The sequence below is a fragment of the Portibacter lacus genome, assembly GCF_021533215.1.
GTDB classification, from domain to species: domain Bacteria; phylum Bacteroidota; class Bacteroidia; order Chitinophagales; family Saprospiraceae; genus Portibacter; species Portibacter lacus.
In genome coordinates this window covers 42,670-60,801 of record NZ_JAJNKA010000014.1, presented here as the reverse complement: position 1 = coordinate 60,801, position 18,132 = coordinate 42,670, and the positions used below count along the sequence as shown (strand labels likewise).

15 protein-coding genes are annotated in these 18,132 nt (G+C 36.2%); all 15 read right to left on the bottom strand.

Annotated elements, in window-relative coordinates:
- Positions 1–28 precede the first annotated feature (28 nt).
- The 15 genes from L2586_RS19950 to yidC all read right to left on the bottom strand — a co-directional run bounded on the left by L2586_RS19950 (position 29) and on the right by yidC (position 18,132).
- Positions 29–838 (bottom strand): alpha/beta hydrolase, encoded by an 810-nt coding sequence (locus L2586_RS19950; RefSeq protein ID WP_235294717.1) that lies wholly within the window; start codon positions 836–838, stop codon positions 29–31.
- Positions 839–909: 71 nt separating this feature from the next.
- The gene (locus tag L2586_RS19945; protein ID WP_235294716.1) at positions 910–2,682 is read right to left on the bottom strand and encodes a tetratricopeptide repeat-containing sensor histidine kinase; all 1,773 of its coding nucleotides are present in this window, start codon (positions 2,680–2,682) and stop codon (positions 910–912) included.
- Complete coding sequence (locus L2586_RS19940; RefSeq protein WP_235294715.1) at positions 2,672–3,316, bottom strand: response regulator; 645 nt, start codon at positions 3,314–3,316, stop codon at positions 2,672–2,674. Before L2586_RS19940 ends, L2586_RS19945 begins: the two co-directional genes overlap by 11 nt.
- A 9-nt stretch (positions 3,317–3,325) precedes the next feature.
- The gene (locus L2586_RS19935) at positions 3,326–3,946 is read right to left on the bottom strand and encodes an outer membrane beta-barrel protein (RefSeq protein WP_235294714.1); all 621 of its coding nucleotides are present in this window, start codon (positions 3,944–3,946) and stop codon (positions 3,326–3,328) included.
- A 9-nt stretch (positions 3,947–3,955) separates the two neighbouring features.
- A complete protein-coding gene (locus tag L2586_RS19930) occupies positions 3,956–5,755 on the bottom strand; it encodes a serine/threonine-protein kinase (RefSeq protein WP_235294713.1) in 1,800 nt (599 codons plus the stop codon).
- A 2-nt stretch (positions 5,756–5,757) separates the two neighbouring features.
- Positions 5,758–6,609 (bottom strand): Stp1/IreP family PP2C-type Ser/Thr phosphatase, encoded by an 852-nt coding sequence (locus L2586_RS19925; protein ID WP_235294712.1) that lies wholly within the window; start codon positions 6,607–6,609, stop codon positions 5,758–5,760.
- 23 nt (positions 6,610–6,632) lie between these two features.
- The gene (locus L2586_RS19920) at positions 6,633–8,270 is read right to left on the bottom strand and encodes a trypsin-like peptidase domain-containing protein (RefSeq protein ID WP_235294711.1); all 1,638 of its coding nucleotides are present in this window, start codon (positions 8,268–8,270) and stop codon (positions 6,633–6,635) included.
- Positions 8,271–8,481: 211 nt separating this feature from the next.
- On the bottom strand, positions 8,482–9,975 hold the full coding sequence (locus tag L2586_RS19915) for an SLC13 family permease (RefSeq protein WP_235294710.1): 1,494 nt from the start codon (positions 9,973–9,975) through the stop codon (positions 8,482–8,484).
- A gap of 9 nt (positions 9,976–9,984) precedes the next feature.
- A complete protein-coding gene (locus L2586_RS19910) occupies positions 9,985–11,676 on the bottom strand; it encodes a Na/Pi cotransporter family protein (RefSeq protein ID WP_235294709.1) in 1,692 nt (563 codons plus the stop codon).
- A gap of 126 nt (positions 11,677–11,802) precedes the next feature.
- Positions 11,803–12,930 (bottom strand): chromate efflux transporter, encoded by a 1,128-nt coding sequence (gene chrA, locus L2586_RS19905; protein WP_235294708.1) that lies wholly within the window; start codon positions 12,928–12,930, stop codon positions 11,803–11,805.
- Positions 12,931–12,989: 59 nt separating this feature from the next.
- Positions 12,990–14,006, bottom strand: coding sequence for a hypothetical protein (locus L2586_RS19900; protein WP_235294707.1), 1,017 nt, complete (start codon positions 14,004–14,006; stop codon positions 12,990–12,992).
- Positions 14,007–14,012: 6 nt separating this feature from the next.
- Positions 14,013–14,564 carry a hypothetical protein gene (locus tag L2586_RS19895; RefSeq protein WP_235294706.1) on the bottom strand — a complete coding sequence of 184 codons (552 nt, stop codon included), beginning with the start codon at positions 14,562–14,564 and terminating at the stop codon, positions 14,013–14,015.
- Between the two features lie 31 nt (positions 14,565–14,595).
- A complete protein-coding gene (locus tag L2586_RS19890; protein ID WP_235294705.1) occupies positions 14,596–15,630 on the bottom strand; it encodes an NAD(P)H-dependent glycerol-3-phosphate dehydrogenase in 1,035 nt (344 codons plus the stop codon).
- A 7-nt stretch (positions 15,631–15,637) separates the two neighbouring features.
- On the bottom strand, positions 15,638–16,246 hold the full coding sequence (locus L2586_RS19885) for a DUF6438 domain-containing protein (protein WP_235294704.1): 609 nt from the start codon (positions 16,244–16,246) through the stop codon (positions 15,638–15,640).
- Positions 16,246–18,132, bottom strand: coding sequence for a membrane protein insertase YidC (gene yidC, locus L2586_RS19880; RefSeq protein WP_235294703.1), 1,887 nt, complete (start codon positions 18,130–18,132; stop codon positions 16,246–16,248). Before yidC ends, L2586_RS19885 begins: the two co-directional genes overlap by 1 nt.

Below are 18,132 nucleotides of genomic sequence, written 5' to 3'. Positions count from 1 at the left end.
TTATCCAATTTATATAATATTAAACCGATCATTTAAAGTAATCACTGAAGAATAAAAATTGATACTTCATAGAATTAGCCCAATATTTAGAATCGTGTTTTCCTGGTCGCTCTATATAATCATGCGGAATACGTCGTTGCAATAATTTTTCATGCAATCTATTATTGCCATCATAAAAGAAATCATCCACACCACAATCGAAGATGAGTTTTAAATTACTGCCATTAAGCAAGTGCACCATATTGATGACCGTATGCTGCTCCCAGTTTTTCTTATTTTCAGCGTATTCACCTAATCGTTTATTCAAGTCCCACCCTTTAGGAAAAGGTCGTATATCAACTCCTCCACTCATGCTACCCGCGGCTCCATAGATATCTTGGTTTCTGAAGGCAAGATAAAATGCGCCATGGCCTCCCATGCTTAAGCCTGTGATTGCACGTCCTGATTTATTTCTAATTGTTTTGTACTTGTCATCGATGACCTTGATCAATTCCTTCGAAACATAGGTTTCATATCGAAAAGCTGAATCAACTGGGCTATCAAAATACCAGCTATAAGGGTCTCCATTAGGACAGACAATGATCATTTTGTATTTAGTGGCGAATTCTGCTAAATTGGGTAAAATGCTGAGCCATGAGGTATGATCACCCGTTGCTCCATGAAGTAAATACAATACGGGAAAACTTTCTTCTTGAGATTCATATTGATCAGGAACAATTACCAAATTCTTGATCGATTTGTTCATCGACTGACTTTGAATAATCAGGGTGTCTACTTGGAATGCATAAGCAATTGCAGTATTGCAAATCAGTAAAAAGAGAATGAGTCTTATCTTCATGAATTTCTTATTGAACACTAAAGATCATAATAAAAATCAGAGAGATTAATTTTTAGTGGTAAAAAAATGAGCTAGATAGGAATCTCTATCATATATTTAGTGCCTTCGCCGGGATTGCTCTGAATTGTATAATGTCCATTGAGTTGTTCTACTCTGGAATTGATACTCTTAAGACCGAAGCCACCCATGTTTTCATTAACATCGAACCCTTGTCCATCATCACTTACGGTAACATTCACTTTTGAATCCAATTGCGATAGACTGATCCAAGCATTCTTTGCTTTAGAATGCTTAAGAATATTGTTAATCATTTCGAAGATTATATTATAGAGTTGATAGGAATAAGCCTCTAGATCTTTCTCTTTTTCGATACTGGAAACAAGGTGGAATTTAGTATGATCATTATCATTTAGCGTATGGATTAATTTCTGTAAAGAAGGAAGTAATCCGATTTCTTCTACTGTTTCAGGCATCAGATTATGCGAAATTAACCGGACATCTTCATAAATATCATTAACCAATGCGAGTGTCTCATCGAACATTTTTTTATTTTGGTCTACCGCGGCAAGAGCTTGAGCTTCTAGTCTGTAACGTACAGCTGCTATTTTTGTATTCAAGTTATCATGCAATTCACCAGCCATTCTCTTTCTCTCTATATTCTGTCCCTTCATCTGCGCCATTAGAATCTCTTTGTTTTTCTGGGTCAATTTTATATTACTCTTTCTTAATCGTCTGTAGGCCCAATACATGAATCCCATGATCAACAAGGATAATCCAGCTAAGAGGATTAGATAGTTTCTAGTGATCCCTAGATTTTTATTTTCAAGTCTTGCAATTTCAAGTTCTTGTTGATCTATTTCTAATTGTTTCTCTAATTCTGCCTGGAGTTTAAGAGCACCACTCTTATTCATATTCTGGATACCTTGATTATATTTCTCAAGATATTCTAGTGCTTTTTCAGGATTGTTCAAGTTTTTATAACTCCGGTATAACTGTCGATCTATTCTATTGATATACTCTGGATCGTTCGTTTTTAGTACATAATTGTAAGACTTTAATCTAAGCTCAAGTGTCTCTTTATGTTTGCCGTCTTCTTCTAAGACCTCTGCTTTATCACCCAAAATGGCAAAAAGGATATCGTTATAGCCGTATTTACTGGACAATTCAATAGACTCATTAAAGTACTTTTCTGAAAGTTCATCTTCACCTAGTCTTCTGTAGACATTGGCCATATTGTGTTTACTTTCTACGAACCGGTAACTAGAATCAGGACCTGGACCTAACTCCTTTTCAAGTAAGGTGTAGTAATATAGAGCACTATCCATATTTTCTACTTGATAAGCTGAATAGTAGTTGTAATCACCGATAAAATCAAGACACATTAACTCATTGTATCGATTGCCTAGTTTTTTAGATTGGCGATAACCCTTTCTAATTTTATTAGATCCTTTTATAAAATAGGTGGTATCATAATTTATTAATCCTGCGCTTGAAAGAGCGAAACCAGAACCAATAACTGAATTTATATATTCATTCGTCAATGGACAACATTGACCTAATATCTGTTCCGCTTTGCTAAAGTGCCACAGCGTTTTCTCGTGATCTCCTTTACTTTGCCAGTAAGTTCCTTGAATTTGCTGCACAAGGCCTTCTTTAAATTCTGAAGAACTATTACTTTGAATTTCGATTAAAGTATCCAGGTACTTTTGTGATAAAAAATTGCCGTTTCTGATAATAGGCAAATGTTTTTCTACCTTCTTTAAAAATAAGGAATCTTGCAAACTCAACTGCCCATTGACCATGAAAGTGAATAACAAGAAAAAGATTGTCAATTTAATGTTCATCAATGTGCAGATTGTGTTTGATTCCAAATTTTACTAGACCTACAACACTCCTCACTTCTAGCTTTTTATAAATATTATGTCGGTGAGTTTCTACTGTTCCTGGAGAAATGAAGAGCTCATCAGCAATTTCAGCAGATGACTTCTCTTGCAGCATTAATTTGATGATTTGGATTTCACGCTTTGTTAATAATTTGATTTGTTCTACTTCTAAATCAACTCCTTTTCCAGCTAAAATGACGCGCATTACTTCTTGGCTGTAATAAAGATCTCCATCATTCACAGTCCGTATGGCCTTTTCCATCTCCGCACGGCCAGCCTTCTTCATAACATATCCAGAAATTCCTGCTTGAAACGCATCGACGATGAGTGAGGTATCGTCATTTACAGTGAGCATAAGTATTTTAAGATCGGGATAGGCTTCTTTCAACTTGAAGCTGAGCTGAATTCCGTCTAAGGAAGGCATGGAAAGATCCGTGATCAATACATCGATTTTTAATTCTTTGATTTCATCGATGACAAGTCTGGAATCATAACATGTTCCGACAATTTCAAAATTCTCGATCATGCCTAGCAACATACTGAGGCTATCTAAAATTATTTTATGATCATCTACTAGAAATATTCTTATGGGCATGGTTCAAATTTATTGTAAAAAGTAAGACATTCCTAGGCCGACATTAAAAAATGTATAATCTAGATTTTCATCAAATTCATTTCTCTGGCCTGAAATTTCTGCACTACTGAAATTACCAAAAGCAAATGCGATATTCAAATGAGCAGCCAAATTTGGAGTAATAAAGTAATTGATGCCACCTCCTGGAGCAATTCCTATTCCGCTTAGGTCTAATTCATAAGGACCTTCTATATCTATATAAATCGGATCCATTAAAAATTTATTATTGGTAATGCCTACCTCAATATAAGGTCTCATTCGTTTCAACGTCGCTCCAAAATGTAGTCTAGCTCCTACTTTAATGTTGTTATTAATAAAGCGATCCCATTCATCACTAATATTGTAATTCATAGTGGTGTAAGCTGCAAAAACTTCGATCCGCTCTCGAAATCCATATCCGATTTTAAATTGTAATCCACCTCCGATTGGCTCCAATTCTGCTAAGTTCCCAAGGAAAAAGCTAGAAGTATGCCATTCACCATAGGAAAGGTCAAGTTCTGCTGAAAAGCCAGAAACACTAGACCTTACATCTTGGGCTTGCAGATTAATAGATATTGTAATAAATAATAATATGTAAAATGCTGATTTCATGTTTTATATTTAAATATTTATGTTTAGTCTCGATGATTGGACCGTGACATTATTAACGATCCTGCCTTTTTCGAAGATGACTTCATCTTTCTGAATGTCTGTATATTCTGGATATTTAAGTGTGATCCATTTGCCATTAACGGCTTGGACTTCCTTGAATACAATTCCGAATTTTACCTTCCCATTATTACCAGCTCTCTTCTTTCTCACCACAGCTTTAACAGGTGCATTTTTAGCAATGACAATATGACCATCGATAATGATATTTTCATTCGTTTGTAGCATACAGATCTGACCGAGTTCTGAAGATTTACTGCTGATAGACTGATTAAAAAGTAAGCTGATTTTTTGCTCACGGAGCATAACTGAAACGGATTCTGTTTTGCTTTTTTCAACTCTTTCTTTAGGTTGGGAAGGTGAAGGTTCTGGAGGACTAAGCTTTTCAGTTTTTTCTTCTATTTCTGGTGTTGCTGGAACTGTAGTTCTTTTGATTTCTTCTTCAGGCTGTTTATCGGCGTCTGGGGAATTTGTTGGTTTCTTTACTGGTTCTACAGATTCTGTGACCACTTTTTTGGTCTCTAATTCTGAATCTTTTGTTTTTTTAGATTTACTCGGGGAAAGATTGTTTTTTTCAATTTCTAAGTCATTCTTATGAGAAGGATCAGGATCTAAATACACGATTGGTTCAGGTTCATAGATATTCTGTTGTACACTATTATTTGGGTAAAGCGACACTCCTGAATCCACTTCTAATTTAGAGATTTGTTTAGAAGGTTTTGGTTTAGAAAAGGAAGCAATTAAAATGATCACTGTACTAAGAAGAAGACAAGCGATGAGTAGACGTTTGTTTACAAATTTGAATAAGTCAAATTTGGGAGCAGGATTATTAGATATTTTAACAACGTTATCTAATTTGAGGAAGTTAGTTTTAGATCTAAGCTTGTTTTTTATTCTGAGAAATACAGGGTTAAGATCTGGAAGTTTAATAGGGCTAACCACTGGGTCTTTTGCTAGCTTTTTTTCTAGGTCAATAATTACATCACTTGTGTGTTCATAACGTTTTTTAATATTCTTGTGGACTAGTTTACTCACGACAGATTCAAGACTTTTCTTAGCTGGCTTGAGGTCTATTTTTGGGTTGTTATGCAGGATTTGATACATTAATGATGCTTCACTATCTGCCTGAAACAATGATTTACCAGTTAACATTTCGAATAACATAATGCCTACTGCATAGAGATCAGAGCCGGTGGTCGGTAAAGATCCTGAGAATAATTCTGGCGCCATGTATTCTATGGTTCCGATGACCTTATTTTGAGTAGTTAGCCTAGTCGTATTCTCCATTAGCGCTATGCCGAAGTCCATAATTTTTACAAAGCCATGTTTGTCGATCATGATGTTAGCAGGCTTCAAGTCTCGATGAAGGATGTTTAAGCGGTGTGCAGCTGAAAGTCCTTTTAAAATCTGGATGGTGATATCCACGCATTGTTTTTTATTAAGTGCACCTTTTTCATCTAGTAAAGCTTCCAGTGTCTTTCCATCTACATATTCCATGATAATGTAGGCTTTATTATCTGCTTCTATAAAATTAAAGAGCGTGGCTACATTAGGGTGATTCATCTGAGCAGATATTTCTGCCTCATTTTTGAATCGCTTGTAATTGTTATCCTTTTTTAAGAGGTTTTGATTTAGAACTTTCACGGCTACGAATCTCTTCAGATTAATATCACGAGCTTTATACACCGTTCCCATTCCGCCTGATCCAAGTTCTTCTACAATTTGAAAATTTGCTATTCTACTGCCAATCATGACTATTTCATTTCTTGAGTTACGCTTAATAAATTTTCGTTTTCAGGTGCTGATTGCTTTATGATTAGAACACTTATGTTATCATGACCGCCTCTGGTTTTAGCTACTTGAATCATTTGTTCAGCTGCATCAAAAATGGAGTTATTGAGTACATATTCTTGGATTTCAGGTTCTTTGATGTATTCATATAAACCGTCAGAGCATAGAAAAATGAGATCGTCTTCATGAAGGATATTTTCAAATTTTAAAATATCTGGAATAAGAGTTTTCTGAGTGCCCATGGATTTTGTGATTACATTTCTTTCTGGATGATTACTCATTTGGGATTCATTGATAACACCGTTATCAAGAAGGAATTGCACGTAAGTATGATCTGTAGAAAGTTTTTTCACACTATTTTTATTGACTAAATATGCTCGGCTATCACCTGCATGTGCGAGGTATAAATCCCTTTGGTGAAGGACTACAGCAGTGCATGTTGTTCCCATACCTTTTTGATTTTCATTCTTAGCAGCTTTCTTAAATATCTTCTGATTAGCGGAAATAAAGGACATTTCTAGCGCTTCTAATATTTCTAATTTCGATTGATAGTATTGCTTAGAAATTACATCTACAGCAATCTGCGATGCGATCTCTCCGCAATTATGACCACCCATTCCATCGGCAACAATTCCTAACATCCCTTTTTGCTGTAGCACATCTTTGTCGTAGGGTTTGATAAAGAGCACTTTATCCTCATTGTTTTCTCTAACTGATCCAACGTCTGAAGAAGCGACAGCCGAATATGATACTGGATTACAATTGGTGTTTTGGGCGTTATGAGTGTTGTTTTTCCGAAAGAATGAGAAGATCATAATAGATGATTTGATGAAGTATATTATTTAATGACTTTGCGATTACCCATTAATTCGAGCCCGTATTTGATCGGAATTGCAAAGGTGATTTTGGTGCCTTGGTAATCCATCATCATCGAAGAGAAGATACCTACGACTTGGCCATCTTTGTTAAATACTGGTCCACCACTATTTCCAGCACCTGTTTCAGAAATGTTAAGTTGATAATGTTCTCCATAGAAGCTGTAATAGTCTTTAGAATCTAAGCTTGCATTATCTGCATTTCTGATAACCTTACTAACTAAACCATCTGTTAATGTTGGATCAGGAACCATCGATACTCTGTTTTCATACATCGGATTATCAGACTGAGAAACAATAACCCCATTCGGCGAAAGTCCTGGGTATCCCATAACTGCTACCTTTTGGCCTAAGACTAATTCTTCACTTGACGAAGGTAGAAGGACTTTTTCTAGATCACCGATCATGTCTACTTTTAGTAATGCCACATCATGTACTTCACTGACTCTAGATATCTTAGCAGGGGTTCTCTGCTCAGACTTTGCAAACGTGACGTCTAGATATGAATGTTCTCCGGTTAATAATTTACCACTCACTGGCTTGCGACCAAAGAAAGTAGTGTTAGCAGGAATCCATCTTTGTGGCGCTCGAACTTCTCTGGTAAGTTGCCATTCATTGTCCACGAATTCGATTAACATCCCAGTCTGAGCTTCTTGTGGGAAAGTATAAGTTGACGTCCAAGGTGCTGCTACATGCTTATTCGTCATAATGAATCCATCTTCATCTACCACAAAACCTGAACCTGAAATTCCTGCTTGAGCAATAGGGGCGCCTATTGGAGTATTTTTCTTAAGTCCTAGAAGTGGTTCTAACTCTCCCTGATTATTCTGTATGTAGACTGCAACTGTTGAAACTTGTTTTGTTTTCGGGTCCTCTATCTGCATATATTGGTGATAAACCATATCAGAAGTTCCCGTATGTATTAAGTTGTAACCTAATTCTATGAACATAACCTTGTCCATATTATTAGCTGCGATGACATCAGGCCTCCACTCTTCTTTTTCTATAATATTAGTGGTAGTTGTGTGTTCAGTCTTGAATATTTTATCCTTAAATGTGAACCCAAGAATAGCACATAAACATACTAATACGACCATGGAATTAACCAGTGTTTTTGTTGATTTCTTTCTTTCAGTAGTGATGGCTCTTTCGAAAGTTTCTTTACCGATCCCTACTTTTTGAACTGGTTCGTGAGCAGGAGCAACTTCATAGGCTTCTGTGGCTGCTGGAACGGACATCAATTCTGTTGCTTTCTGATATACAGGTCTGGGATTTAGATCAAATACAAATTTAGGACCCTTGAAACCCAGTTGAATGATGTCATCAACAAAGATTTCTTGCTTACCGCTTATCTTAACTCCATTGACAATAACCCCGTTAAGACTGTTAAGGTCTTCTATGAAAAATTGTCCGTCTGTACTTCCTTTGCTAATGACTGCATGATTTCTGCTTACACCGCCTTCTTCATCATTAGCAAATTTTAATTGGGCATCGTCTGCTCGCCCTATCTTTATTTCTTTAGTTGAGTTATAATCGAATGATTCATTTTGATTAGCTCTTGAGCCAGAGGTATGTTTTAAAATTATTTGTGATGTTTTCATAATATAATTATTTGTTTTTTGATATCACAAATATGGAGGGATGGCAGGCAATATTAAATAGATATAAACCTGTAATCTTGAAAAGAAAACTGATATTTCACTCTATAGGTTTACCTATAGAAAAGGGTAGGGAAGTGGTGAGGGAAGTGAGTGGGACCGTTAAGTACTAGAGCTTAATCGTGAAGAGATAGGAAGGCGAATAGTAATGATTTTAGTTTTTTATCCAGTCTAAAGGAAAGACTAATGGATCAAAATCCCAAAGCACTGGAAGTAAGAAATAGGTAACGATTGTTATGATTAAAATAGAAATGATATTCATCAAGAATCCAGCCTTAAGCATATCGATGATTTTGATATAACCAGAGCCAAATACAACAGCATTTGGCGGTGTAGCGACTGGAAGCATAAATGCACAGGAAGCAGCTAAGGTCGTTCCGATCATTAGAATATAAGGATGCACATTTAGTCCAAGTGCTAAAGGAGCTAGAATAGGTAGCATCATTGCCGTAGTTGCTAAATTTGAAGTAATCTCCGTTAAGAAATTAATAGCTGCTATTAAAATAATAAGCAAAAAGATAAGAGAGAAACCTTCTAATAGCGTTAGTTGAGCACCGATCCATTCTGCTAAGCCAGTTTCTTTGAAACCAGTTGCAATAGCTAGGCCGCCACCGAATAATAGCAGAATACCCCACGGAATCCGAACTGCTTCTTCCCAGAGCAAGATCCGTCGATTTTTTACCTTTGAAGCAGGTAGGATGAAAAGAACAATCGCTGCAGCAATGGCAATGATGGTGTCGTCTATTCCTGGAATAAATTTCTGAAGGAGAAAAGATCTCGATATCCATGCGAATGCGGTTGAGGCGAAAACAATTAGAACCATTTTTTCTTCGTAGGTAATTTTCCCTAGTGTACTAATCTGTCGTTGTATTTCACTTTTGCCACCAGGAAACTCTTTCTTGTTTATTTTAAATGCAAACTCTGTTAAATATTTCCAACAGATCATTAATAAGATAATTGATATTGGTAAGCCAATAATAATCCACTGTGTAAAAGTTATTTCGATGCCATATAAGTTGTCTAGAATTCCAGCCAGCACTAAGTTTGGTGGTGTGCCAATTAACGTAGAAATTCCGCCGATGGAGGCGCTGTAGGCAATAGAGAGCATCAGTGCTTTACCAAAGATTAAATTTTCATTGGCAATGGTGTTAGGATTATCTTTGAGTTGAGTAATGATGGCCAGCCCGATAGGCAGCATCATAATAGAAGTAGCAGTGTTACTGATCCACATGGATAAGAATGCCGTTGCGACCATAAATCCGAGGATAATGAGTTTTACATTTGTACCTATAAATTTGATGATGGTTAAGGCAATTCTCTTATGCAGATTCCACTTTTCGATGGCAATCGCTAGAATGAATCCACCGATATAAAGGAAGACATATTTATGTCCATAGCTTTGCGTGGTTTCAGCAATAGTAACAGCATTTGTAAGTGGAAACAAAATAATAGGAAGCAAAGAAGTAACGGCTATAGGCAATGCTTCCGTAATCCACCATATGGCAATCCAGGCTGTACTCGCTAGAACGGCTACACCGCTTGAACTCAGTCCTTCTGGTTTTACAAATAGCAATATGCATATAAAAGAAAGTGGACCTAAAATAATTCCAATAGTCTTTCCGAGTGCTATCTTTTTAATGCTTACCATTTATATGAGCTATACTTCTCCTATGATCGATTCATTGATTCCCATGATATGATCACCAATTTTCTCTAACGAAGAGAAAATATTGTTATAAATCATAGCAGCTTCGACCGTATATCCTATGGTTCCTAAATTAGACTGATTTTCCTTTCTTAGTTTATTTCTAAACTTATTGATATCCTTTTCGATCTGAGTAGCACCTGAAATATCCACCTTATCAAAGTGATCGTTATTAAGGTTTTTATTCATTTCTTCGAAGGCAGTGTCCACTAAATCTATCATCTGATTTAATTTATTCCGTTGCTCTGGGAGGAAGTAATTCTTATTCTCGTTTTTCAGTTCGATCGTCTTAGATATCTGGTAGTAGATGTCTCCGATTCTTTCTAGATCATTACAAACATTTAATATACTTCGCAATTTCTGACCTGTTCGAGGTGTAATTTCTTGATTGGTTAATTTAGTAATGTATTCCGTAATTTCAATTTCCATGCGATCCGTAATCTTTTCATATTTACGGAGTTTTTTATATAATTTTTTCTGGACACTCGCCTCTGTGGTATTGATTAATTCTTTCGTGAATGTAGACATTCTACTCGTCACCTCTCCAAAGTGAACCGTTTCTTTCTGCAATTCCACTATAGCAAGTTCAGGCGTTCTGATCCCTGCACTGATAAATTTCAATCGGTATTCTCCATCTTCTTCATCCTTGTCTGGTACGCTCCAGATAGCCACGCGGACGAGCGTATTAACAAATCCAACCATAACAATCACATTAATTAAGTTAAAGGCAGTGTGAAATGCAGAGAGTCCCACAGGCATATCGCTTGCATTAGTATATGGATCAGAAATCCCTAAATAAGTCTGAGCTAAGTTAGATAACACAGGTAAGAAATAGGGGAGTAAAATGACCATCCAAGTGACACCTATTATATTAAACATAGAGTGAATTCTTGCCGATCGTTTTGCATTTGTATTCCCAACTAATGAGGCAACTTCGGCCGTAATGGTGGTTCCAATGTTTTCTCCTAATATCATGGCGGCGGCTACTTCGAATGGAAGCCAGCCCTGTGCACACATGGTCAAAGTTATGGCCATTGCTGCTGATGAAGATTGCACAACAACGGTAACCAATGTTCCGATGGCTACAAATAATATTCTGGATAAGATACCCCAATTAGTGAAATTTGCAAGGAAATCAAGCACTTCGGGATTCCCTTTTAGATCAGGTACAGCTTCTTTTAAGTAACTTAAACCAAGAAACAATATCGCAAACCCTATTAAAAATTCTCCCCAATATTTGAGCTTGGTTCTTCCCGAAAATAACATTGGAACGCCTAGTGCGAATAGGGGAATAGAGTAAGCACTTAGCTTTATTTTAAATCCTAATATAGAAACAATCCATCCTGTAATCGTCGTACCGATATTAGCACCCATCATAATTCCTGCGGATTCGGTAAGTGTAAGTAATCCTGCATTGACAAAGGAAACAGTCATGACTGTTGTGGCAGAAGAAGACTGAACAAGCGCGGTCGTAAGGAAACCAGTTCCTACACCTAGGAATCTGTTTTTGGTCATCGTTCGAAGAATATTCCTTAATTGAGAACCTGCTGCTCTCTGGATACCGTCGCTCATCATTTTCATCCCATACACAAAAAAGCAGAGCGCTCCGACCACTTGTAAAATACCCCAAAATCCAAAATCCATTAAAATCGCTTTACGAAGATTAAAATAAGTTAGCCATGACCTAGCTCTCTCTTATCCTTAACAAGTAGAAATACTAGGTTTCCTGCAAATGTAATTTATTTAATTTTAACTCGTTAACCTTCATTGCTAAATCTGTGTTAACAAATAACCTAAGATTGAACCTCCTAAAACTAGAAAAATAACGTTCACTTTTTTCAGACCAAAAACAAGGATGAAACTCAATGTTCCTATTATTAAAGTTCTCCAGTCTGAAATGGATTCTAAGCCCATTTTATAAAGTACAGAACACATTATTCCTACGGCTGCCACATTGACCACGTCTAGGAAATAACTTAAGAGTTTAGACTGCCTCATTTTGGGAACATAAGGATTGAGAATCCAGACAAGTATAAACGATGGAAGAAAAATACCTAACGTTGCCAATACTGCTCCAGAGAAACCTCCTAATTGATATCCAATAAAGGTAGCAGTAGATAACACAGGACCAGGAGTGAATTGGCCTATGGCAATCGCATCGATGAGTTCTGATCTGCTAAGAAAACCATTCAGTACTAATTCGGAATCTAAGTAGGCAAATAACACGTAACCACTTCCGTAGAGAATAGCGCCGATTTTTAAAAAAGTAAAGAATATTTTACTGGTTGAGATTAAACCCGAAGCTGATTTAAACAAGAAAACGGGAATGAAGATAGAGTTAAGTGTTTGATTTTTAAGTCTATCTTTAACCATGAAATAGATGGTTCCAAAGACACCAATAGCTAATAATGCGAGCACTTCGCTAATCCCTGCAAGACTAATTCCGATGGTTAATAATCCTAAAATGGCAAGAGTCGTATTTTTTATGGCTTTCTTGCCTAACTTGAAAATTGCTCCTGCTATAATGGCTAGTACAGCAGGTTTAATTCCATAAATAAAAGGCTGAATTTCAGGAAGTGTACCATATTCTACATAGAAGTGAGCTAAGATTCCGGTAAGGATAACTGCTGGTAGAATAAAACAAGCTCCAGCTATAAAAAGACCCGCAATACCGCCTCTCTCATGACCACAATGCATGGTCATTTCAGTACTATTAGGTCCTGGTATCAAATTAGTTGCACCGATAAGATCTAAGAAGTGTTCTGGCGTAATCCACTTCCTTTTTTCTACAATTTCTGCTTCCATCATTGCGATGTGAGCAGCTGGGCCACCGAAAGCCACGAGTCCTAACTTCAGGAAGACAAGTGCAATTTCTTTTAAATTTGATGCTTTTTTCATGAAATAAAAAAAGCTACTGTTATTTAAAACAGTAGCCTATATCTATATTTTATATTATTTTAGTCAAAGAGGCCTTCATAATCAGAATTTGAACTACCAGCTCTGTATTGTTCTTCAGGAATTCCTAAATCTAATACATCGTCATCTAGCTGCTCATTTCCTCCCATTAAAAGTAGAGAACTTTGCTTTTCATACTCCTCTAACATTTTCAGTCCGTTATCTTCGAAAACTCCGTTCTGAAGGTCTACTGAATCCATGAAAGTAGAAGACATCTCCATGAATCTTTCCATTTCACCTACTTTATTAGCTACATCATCAGCGATGTGTTCCATTGCTTGATCGAACATTGCTCTTTTATCTGAATCCCCAGAAATGATGCTCATTGCAGATTTCATTGCACCGTGAGATGCTCTAATAGCCTTTCTTTCTTGCTCTTTCATCTTAACCTGATCCTTGGTATCTTCGAGAAGGATCTCAGAATTAGCATACATCTTAGTGAGCACTCTATGTAGAATGGTCATTTTGGAGTGTAATGCACCATATTTTTGGTTAGATTCTTTAAGTCTTGCTGCTTTTCTTGCAGATAAGGTAAGCTGCTGCTGATTTCCAACTTCTTTAGCCTTTCTTGCAAGTGCCATGTTTTGCTCGATTTCCTTTGAATTGTCTTGCATCAAAGTTTTTATCTTTCTCATCTGACCACGAAGACCTCCGATCTGCTTGCTCATCTTGCTTAAGTTGTCTTGCAAGTCGTCTACATAGTTCTTAAGTATTCCGATAGGATCAATTGTTACAAACATGCCAGTAATTTTTCTCATGACACTTTTATACATATAACCTACTAAAGCTCTCATCTTAGGATCTAATACCATATAGATGATAGCTCCTAGAACTAATAAGGTTACTACAAGTCCTAAAACAGTAGAAACGAAAGCCATTATTGCTGATAAATTCGTGGCAAGAATAAAACCGATACCAGCAATTGCGGCGATTAAAAATAACGCACCCGTTACGCCTTCAGGTTTTTTCCAGAATCCTTTTGGCTTTCCGGAATTTTCAAATGGATTAGTTGTCGCCATATTTTCTTAAAGTAAGTTATTTATTGAATCAATATCGTGATCTAATACTTCCGCAAAATGCTCAAAAGAGCTCACGAAATTATTTTTAATGGTTTCTATTTTTTCTTTTTCTTTTTCAATTGCACTATCAGCTCCAGCAATTTTTTTCTGATAAATGGCAATTTCCTTATTCATCTGCTTCATCTTCTCCTCATATTCGAGAATCTTGTTTTTCAGAATTTCTACTTCTTCTAGTTTTCCTGAAATCTTCTCACTCCTCTGATTTTTCAATGCATCAGCAAAATGTTCTCGTTCTTTATTTAGAACAATTTTGTAATGATTAGCAGTCTTCAGCAACTTCTCTTTTGTTAACCCTATCGTCTGTGCTGTAGCAAATGCGGACTTGTAGCTGGTATCAACATCCATATTCATCTCCTGCATAGATTTCACAGAGTGCATAAATTTTAAATAATCAAATTCTTTAATAGCATTGTTTTTTATCGCTCTTAGCAATGCATCAACGAATTTTTTATCTAGTTCGCTTGAAGTATTGAAAATTTTATTTAAATCTATGTTCATTTAACAAATATAATTAATCATAATAAAGTTCCTATAAAAAATCAACATCTGGTGCGTTTGGATAACGCATTAGGTGTGAAATTGCCTTGTCAATATTTAAATCTTTGAAAACTATTTCATAAATCAACTCGCATATTGGTGCATGAAGATTGTACTTAGTCAGTATATATTTAACAATTTTCAATGTCCGAACTCCTTCTGCAACTTCATCTTCAGAAGCTCTAATTTGTTCTATCGTATCACCCTCTGCTAATCTTCTTCCGAAATTATAATTTCTAGAAGTTTCACTCGTCGCCGTCGCAATTAAGTCTCCTAGTCCCGCTGTTCCTAAAAACGCTTTTCCTTCTGCTCCTAAAGCGATTCCTATATGAATTATTTCTCTTAACCCTCTTGTTATTAATAAGGCTTGCATGTTTTTTCCTAAATGCTTTCCTCCGATTATACCAGATCCGATTGCAATGATGTTCTTAAAGGCTCCAGCTAACTCTGCAGTTAGCAATTGGTGCGAACCAAAAACAAAAAATCTTGAACTACTGAGCGCAATCTGACCTTGGTCGATTACTTCTTGGAATTCACTTGCAATCACAGCGGCTGTAGGGTAGGATAAATTTATTTCCTTTGATAAATTAGGCCCAGATATACAACCGACCCTTAAGGTACTACATTCTTCTGTAATGACTTGACTCATGGTCCTTATGATATCTTTGTCGAAGGTCTTATTTCCTAAGTCTTCGATATCAGCTTCGACGATGTCTAACCCTTTCGTTGCATGAATTATAATATGCAAGGGCGTAATATAAGGAGCAATTTGCTTAATCACTTTTCGGAATGCACCCGCTGGAATAACTGGAAATATCAAGTTACACGATTCCGCTAAATATTTTAAATCGCCTGTAGCAGTCACATTTTTAGCAAAAGTTATCCCTTTGTGCTCTTTTCCTTGGTTGATGTTGTCTATTTCAAATTGATTTCGCGAGTAAATCAATACACTTTTATTCTCCGATATCAGAGAAGCAATAGTACTTCCAAAACTTCCAGCTCCGATAACACCTACCGGTTTTTCCATGTTTTATCTATATTTGAACCCAACTTAAATCCTTTATAAGTTGGTTTAAATATACTTCAATATTTGTTAATTCCTGAGGCTGATCATAACTAATCACAGTTGGAAATTTAAGAACTCCATCTGACAAAACCATTTTGGTAATAGCTACATCTTTGCTCATAGTAATTCCACGAGGGTATTTACTATACATTCGAGGTAAGTCTATGGCATCAATTAAACTTCTAGCCTTCTCTTGCTGCTCTTTCTTTAATTTACTTTCGTAAATTCCAACTAAGTCAACATTCTTAACGCCTTCATACTTAACAATTCCATTGTTGAATATCGTTATTCTGAAAACTGGACATTTGCCTAAACAAGCGCCTTTCTGCATATAGAGCATCGTATCTTTTGCAATTTTTTCTGCAAATTTCTGATCTGATGACTTCAAACTTTCATAGTAATCAGGCACCAGTCGATCATACGAACTATTTACATTCTCAACGTGAACTTTTTTAATTCCAAAGTCGTATGACTCCATCACTTGCTTAACAGCTTTCGTCGTCCCACAAGATGTTAGGATTAAAACAGAACCAATTAAAAGTGTCCATTTCGATATGAATGAATTCAGTATACCCATTATTTTTTCTTCTTTTTACGCTCTTCTTGTAAAGCCTGAGATTGCTTCATTGCTGATTGCATTCTCTCTTGAAATTTATTTGTTTTCTTAGGCTTGTCTTTGTTCTTCAATAATTCTGCTCGAATTTTATCTTCATTGAAAACGAACTTCTTAGTGACTACAGTTTGTCCTACATTAAATAAATTACTAAAAAACATATAGCAAGTTAATCCTGAAGCATAACTATTAAAGAAGAATAAGAACATTAGCGGCATGAAATACTGTACATACTTCATTGCTGGATTCGCACTCATGTCCATATGCTTCGTATTATAGTACGTGTATGCTATCGTACTAATAGCCCAAAGAATAGTGAACAAACTAATGTGTGCTCCATATGCAGGAATTTCGAACGGAAGATATGCGATAACATCATATGATGATAAGTCATTCGCCCACAAGAAACTTTCTTGTCTAAAATCTATAGAAGCGGGGAAGAACCTGAATAGCGCATACCATATCGGCATTTGTATAACCATCGGCATACAACCACCAAGCGGACTCACACCGTATTCCCGATAGAGCTTCATGTTCTCCATCTGGGCGGCCTGTGGATCATCCTTGTTTTTATCTTTTATCTTATTGATCTCTGGTTTTAATGCTCCCATTCTCGCTTGAGACTTCAGCATCTTGTAATTCAATGGGTATAAAATCATTTTAACCAAAAAGATCATTATGATGATGGCAATTCCTTTATTCCCAATGATATTGTCTAAGAAGTGGAAAAACGGTCTAATAACCCATCGGTTAATCGTTCCGAATATACTTCTACCATATGGAATAATCTCTTCAAGTCCAATGTCGTACGATTTTAAAATGTTAAAATCATTCGGTCCTAGATATATAGACATATCGAAAGAGTAATCAGATCCTCCTGAATATGGTATTTCTATATTAGAAGAAAGTAGTTTTAGATCTTCACTATCATCTTCCTGCATTTCTGTTTCCATAACAGCACCTGCGAAGGGTGTGGACTTAGCAACTAGGGTAGAATTGAAAAACTGATTTGAATTAGAAACCCAGTGAAGTGGCTTCCCCTCGAAATCTTCTTCATCATCTTTTCTACAATTACAGTAGTCAGAATCTTCACCTACTTCTTTGAAATAAATAGTTGAGTAGAATTTCTCAAACTTGAAATTCTGTTCTAATTTATCGATATGATTAACCCAATTAAGGTTAATTTCTTTCTTTCCTGACGCAATCTGTCTGTCTAAACCAACCAGTGAAATAGAGTAATCCAAGTCATATTTTCCAGGCTGTATAGTATAACGCTGTTCAAAATAAGATCCATTTCCAGCGGGTGCTCTAAATACAACAGTATTTCCATCTTTTGTACCTTGATAGGTAAGTTCATCAGTTCGTACTATTTCACCAGGTACTCCCGAAATAGGTAGTTCGTAACTGAATTTGTTCTTACTATTCTTTAAGAGATAAAGTGGAACTTGCTTGTCTGAATTGTCTTCTTGTCTTTCTAGTTTGTAATGGTTTTTCACTAAAACATCTTTAATGAATCCACCTTTATTACTTAGATTGACTTGAATTAGATCATTTTCAAGGGTTAGAACTTCTTCTTCACCACCTATTGCACTAGCAAATCCTCCATATTGGTACGCTAATTTAGCGTTAGCCAAAGAGTCATTAGCAATAGGTACAGGTATATTAGTAGTAGAAGTTGTATTGGTAATATTAGCTGTGGTTTCTTCTGGAGCAGGTTGATTCGCTAGTGCTATAGAATCTTGAATCCGCTGTTCTGCTTCGATCTCTGCTCTACTTTTGCCATTCATTAGTGACCAAGTATAAAATAGACCGAAAATAAGAAGTAAACCTATTAATTGTTTCTTATCCAT

Bases quoted from the DNA above. Each gene is read 5' to 3' on its own strand.
- yidC (WP_235294703.1), bottom strand. From the start codon at position 18,132: ATGGATAAGAAACAATTAATAGGTTTACTTCTTATTTTCGGTCTATTT.
- L2586_RS19885 (WP_235294704.1), bottom strand. From the start codon at position 16,246: ATGGGTATACTGAATTCATTCATATCGAAATGGACACTTTTAATTGGT.
- L2586_RS19945 (WP_235294716.1), bottom strand. From the start codon at position 2,682: ATGAACATTAAATTGACAATCTTTTTCTTGTTATTCACTTTCATGGTC.
- L2586_RS19925 (WP_235294712.1), bottom strand. From the start codon at position 6,609: ATGATCTTCTCATTCTTTCGGAAAAACAACACTCATAACGCCCAAAAC.
- L2586_RS19935 (WP_235294714.1), bottom strand. From the start codon at position 3,946: ATGAAATCAGCATTTTACATATTATTATTTATTACAATATCTATTAAT.
- chrA (WP_235294708.1), bottom strand. From the start codon at position 12,930: ATGAAAAAAGCATCAAATTTAAAAGAAATTGCACTTGTCTTCCTGAAG.
- L2586_RS19910 (WP_235294709.1), bottom strand. From the start codon at position 11,676: ATGGATTTTGGATTTTGGGGTATTTTACAAGTGGTCGGAGCGCTCTGC.
- L2586_RS19920 (WP_235294711.1), bottom strand. From the start codon at position 8,270: ATGAAAACATCACAAATAATTTTAAAACATACCTCTGGCTCAAGAGCT.
- L2586_RS19930 (WP_235294713.1), bottom strand. From the start codon at position 5,755: ATGATTGGCAGTAGAATAGCAAATTTTCAAATTGTAGAAGAACTTGGA.
- L2586_RS19895 (WP_235294706.1), bottom strand. From the start codon at position 14,564: ATGAACATAGATTTAAATAAAATTTTCAATACTTCAAGCGAACTAGAT.
- L2586_RS19950 (WP_235294717.1), bottom strand. From the start codon at position 838: ATGAAGATAAGACTCATTCTCTTTTTACTGATTTGCAATACTGCAATT.
- L2586_RS19940 (WP_235294715.1), bottom strand. From the start codon at position 3,316: ATGCCCATAAGAATATTTCTAGTAGATGATCATAAAATAATTTTAGAT.
- L2586_RS19900 (WP_235294707.1), bottom strand. From the start codon at position 14,006: ATGGCGACAACTAATCCATTTGAAAATTCCGGAAAGCCAAAAGGATTC.
- L2586_RS19915 (WP_235294710.1), bottom strand. From the start codon at position 9,975: ATGGTAAGCATTAAAAAGATAGCACTCGGAAAGACTATTGGAATTATT.
- L2586_RS19890 (WP_235294705.1), bottom strand. From the start codon at position 15,630: ATGGAAAAACCGGTAGGTGTTATCGGAGCTGGAAGTTTTGGAAGTACT.